Raw genomic sequence first — 3,948 nt, 5'->3', positions numbered from 1 at the left:
GTCCAGGTCGCCGCGGCGCAGCGCCTCCCGGCGCAGGCGGCGGGCACGGGCGGCCAGGTCGTCCAGCCCGCCACGCCCCTGCGGGCCGCGCCGCAGCAGCTCGCGCAGCGATTCGCGCAGGCTGCCGCCGGCGAGCACGTCCGAGCCGACCGCGTCCACCGCGGCGCGCACGTCGTACGGCGGGGCGAGCGGGTCGGGTCCGCCGCGCCACTGCCCGTACCGGAAGCGGTTGCCGCCGACCACTGTCAGTCCCGGTCCCCGTAGACGGTGCGCCCGGATTCGGTGACGTCCTTGCCGAGCCTGCGGGTCAGGTGCAGCCCTTCCAGCACGAACTCGATGCCGGCTGCCGCCTCCTCCGGGCTGGGGGCGTCGCCGAGCCCGAGCCGGTCGAGCACCTTGGCCAGCCCCGGCACGGTCCCGACCTGGCGCAACAGCTCGGCCGAGGAGACCAGTTCCCCGGTCTCGACGGCGCCGCCCTCGGCGACGATCGCGGTGAAGCCGGACAGGTCGAGCCCGGCGAGGCGGGCGCGGAACGTCTCGGCGGTGGCGGTACGCAGCAGGTGCGCGAGCACCTCGATCTCGCGCCCCTCTTCGCCGCTCTCGAACTCGACCTTGCCGCGCAGCGTGGAGGTGACGGAGACGGTGTCCCCGATCCGGGCCACCGGCGCCTCCGGACGAGAGGCAGACGCAGCGCCGCCACCCGAGGCAGCAGCAGAGGCACCAGCGACGGCAGAGGCACCTGCCAGCAGACCCGAACGACGCAACGCGGCGGCGGCGACCGTCTCCGCGGCGGCGATGGCGAACCGGGCGGACACGCCGGAGCGCGGGTCCACCGACGGGGACTCCCGCACGTCGCGGGCGAACCGGGCCAGCACCTCCAGCACGTGCTCCGGTACGACGGCGACCAGGTCGGCCTCCTGCCGGATCAGTGCCAGCTCCAGGTCCAGGTCGAGCGGGTAGTGGGTACGGATCTCCGCGCCGAACCGGTCCTTCAGGGGCGTGATGATCCGGCCCCGGTTGGTGTAGTCCTCCGGGTTGGCGCTGGCCACCAGCAGCAGGTCCAGCGGCAGCCGCAGCTGGTAGCCGCGGACCTGGATGTCGCGCTCCTCCAGCACGTTGAGCAGCGCCACCTGGATGCGTTCGGCCAGGTCGGGCAGCTCGTTGACGGCGAAGACGCCCCGGTTGGTACGCGGTACGAGCCCGAAGTGGATGGTCTCCGGGTCACCGAGCGTGCGGCCCTGCGCGAGGCGGATCGGGTCGACGTCGCCGATCAGGTCACCGACGCTGGTGTCCGGCGTGGCGAGCTTCTCGCCGTACCGCATCGAGCGGTGCAGCCAGCCGATCGCCAGGTCGTCACCGGCCGAGTCGACCAGCGCCTGGGACGCCGGGGTGAGCGGGTGCATCGGGTGCTCGTTCAGCACCGAGCCGGGGATCACCGGGGTCCACTCGTCCAGCAGCGCGCCGAGCGAGCGGATCAGCCGGGTCTTGCCCTGCCCGCGCTCGCCGAGCAGCACCATGTCGTGCCCGGCGAGCAGCGCGCGCTCGACCTCGGGCAGCACCGTGTCCTCGTAGCCCACGATGCCAGGGAAGCGTTCCTCGCCGGAGCCCATCCGGGCGAGGAGGTTGTCTCGGAGTTCCTGTTTGACCGTGCGGTAGCGGTGGCCGGTCGCGCGCAGCTCGCCGAGCGTGCTCGGCAGGTCGGCGGGCGGGACCGGGGAAACCTGGTTGGGAGCGGTCACCCGACCCACGCTAGCGCGCTCCGACGACCGGCGGCCTCCGTCGTCGATGTCGCGACAAGGGAAGCCGCCGGAGCGCCGCTCACTTCCCGAGGCGGGCGCGGACCATCCGGGGTACGGCGGCCAGTCCGGTGACCGGGCGGAACGCGTGCGCGGCGGCCACCAGTGCGGCGTACTCGTCGTCGGCGAGGTCGATCTCGGCGGCGGCGGCGTTGCGTTCCATCTGCTCGACCCCGGAGGCACCGGGGATGGCCACCACGTTCGGGTGCCGCAGCACGTACGCGAGCGCGATCTGGCTCGGCGTGGCGTCGTGCGCGTCGGCGACCTCGCGCAGCGTGGCGATCAGCGCGGTGCCGCGTTCCAGGTTCTCCGGCAGGAAGTACGGGTTGGCCCGGCGTACCGCCCCGGCGGGCGGGTTCGTGGCGTCGTAGCGGCCGGAGAGGAAACCCTGCGCCAGCGGGGAGTACGCGATGACGATGCGGCCGGCCTGCTCCGCGTACGGGATGAGGTCTTCTTCGGGGCCGCGGTCGATCATGCTGTAGCGGACCTGGTTGCTCAGCACCCGGCGGCCCAGCGCGGCCTCGGCGAACCGCCACCGGCGCAGCCCGTAGTTGCTGACGCCGACCTCGCCGACCAGCCCGACGTCCTGCAGCGAGCGCATGCCGCGCATGGTGGTGGTGTCGGCGACCACCGGGTTGGCCTGGTGCACCTGGTAGAGGTCGATGCCGTCGACGCCGAGCCGGGCGGCGGAGGCGACCGCGCGCTGCTGCACCACGGGCGCGACCGGCAGCAGCGGGAAGATCTTGGTGGCGACCACGACCTTGGCCCGGTCGTCGCCGAGCGCCGCGCCGAGGATGCGCTCGCTGCGGCCGAAGCCGTACAGCTCGGCGGTGTCGAACAGCGTGACGCCCAGGTCGAGCGCCCGCCGGACGATCTCGGCGGCGCGGCGCTCGTACTCGGGGCCGTAACCCCACTCCTTGGAGCCGAACTGCCAGGTGCCGAGGCCGATCTTGGAAATGGGCTTGGGGGTGTCGAGCCGCACGTAACGCATGAGGCCGAACGTACCCGGGCTGCTGCGTGCGCACTCCGGTCCGGACAGAATGGCCTGGTGACCTACCTCGCCAGCGACGACCGTTACCACGAGATGCTCTACCGGCGCAGTGGCCGCAGCGGGCTGAAGCTGCCAGTGATCTCCCTCGGCCTGTGGCACAACTTCGGACCGGACCGCCCCTTCGAGCGGCAGCGCGACATCGTCCGCCGCGCCTTCGACCTCGGCATCACCCACTTCGACCTGGCGAACAACTACGGCCCGCCGCCCGGTTCGGCGGAGGAGAACTTCGGCCGGCTGCTCGCCGGCGACCTGAAGCCGTACCGGGACGAGCTGGTGATCTCCAGCAAGGCCGGCTATCTGATGTGGCAGGGCCCGTACGGCGAGTGGGGTTCGCGCAAGTACCTGATCTCGTCGCTGGACCAGTCGCTGCGCCGCCTCGGGCTGGACTACGTCGACATCTTCTACTCGCACCGGTTCGACCCGGAGACCCCGCTGGAGGAGACGATGGGCGCGCTCGACGCGATCGTCCGCTCCGGCAAGGCGCTCTACGTGGGTGTCTCCAACTACGACTCGGAGCAGACCGAGCGGGCCGCCGCGATCCTGCGCGACCTGGGTACGCCGCTGCTGATCAACCAGCCGTCGTACTCGATGATGAACCGCTGGACCGAGAACGACGGCCTGCTGGACACGCTGGAGCGCGTCGGTGCCGGCTGCATCGCCTACAGCCCGCTCGCCCAGGGTCTGCTCACCGACCGTTACCTGAAGGGCATCCCGGCCGACTCCCGGGTCCGCACGAGCGTCTTCCTGAACGAGAGCGACCTCGACGAGGAGACGATGGCGACGGTCCGAGGGCTCGCCGCGGTGGCCGAGCGGCGCGGGCAGACCCTCGCGCAGCTCGCCCTGACGTGGGCGCTGCGCGACCCGCGCATGACCAGCCTCATCATCGGCGCGAGCAGCGTCGGGCAACTGGAGGGCAACGTGGCCGCGTTGAACAACCTCGACCTCGCCGGTGACGACCTGGCCGAGGTCGAGCGCCTGCTCGGCTGAGTCACCAGATGCGGCGCCGCCCGGCGCGGTGGTTGCGGACACCGCACGGCCGCCCGGGCGGCGGCCCGCCGGTCCGCCGCAGTCCGACCACCGCCGCCGCGAGCAGCGCGACGA

General features: G+C 72.5%; 3 protein-coding genes and 1 pseudogene. 1 reads left to right on the top strand and 3 read right to left on the bottom strand.

The window, feature by feature from the left end; translation table 11 throughout:
• From AC2CHG_RS30405 to AC2CHG_RS30395, 3 genes and pseudogenes are all read right to left on the bottom strand, one after another.
• A pseudogene (locus tag AC2CHG_RS30405) lies at positions 1-243 on the bottom strand (hypothetical protein); the annotation flags it as partial.
• A 2-nt stretch (positions 244-245) separates the two neighbouring features.
• Positions 246-1,748, bottom strand: coding sequence for a magnesium chelatase ATPase subunit I (locus AC2CHG_RS30400; RefSeq protein ID WP_484526102.1), 1,503 nt, complete (start codon positions 1,746-1,748; stop codon positions 246-248).
• Between the two features lie 70 nt (positions 1,749-1,818).
• Positions 1,819-2,787 carry an aldo/keto reductase gene (locus AC2CHG_RS30395; RefSeq protein WP_047894557.1) on the bottom strand — a complete coding sequence of 323 codons (969 nt, stop codon included), beginning with the start codon at positions 2,785-2,787 and terminating at the stop codon, positions 1,819-1,821.
• A gap of 57 nt (positions 2,788-2,844) precedes the next feature.
• Between AC2CHG_RS30395 and mgrA the strand changes: the two genes are divergently transcribed.
• On the top strand, positions 2,845-3,834 hold the full coding sequence (gene mgrA / locus AC2CHG_RS30390) for an L-glyceraldehyde 3-phosphate reductase (protein ID WP_484526101.1): 990 nt from the start codon (positions 2,845-2,847) through the stop codon (positions 3,832-3,834).
• Positions 3,835-3,948: the final 114 nt, after the last annotated feature.

It is taken from the genome of Micromonospora sp. ATLC20 (assembly GCF_057196585.1).
Note: the sequence above shows the minus strand (reverse complement) of the source record. Positions and strands in the feature narration are given on the sequence as shown.

What these genes read in the sequence shown, in the direction of transcription:
- AC2CHG_RS30395 (WP_047894557.1), bottom strand. Translation starts at nt 2,787, where the DNA reads ATGCGTTACGTGCGGCTCGACACCCCCAAGCCCATTTCCAAGATCGGC.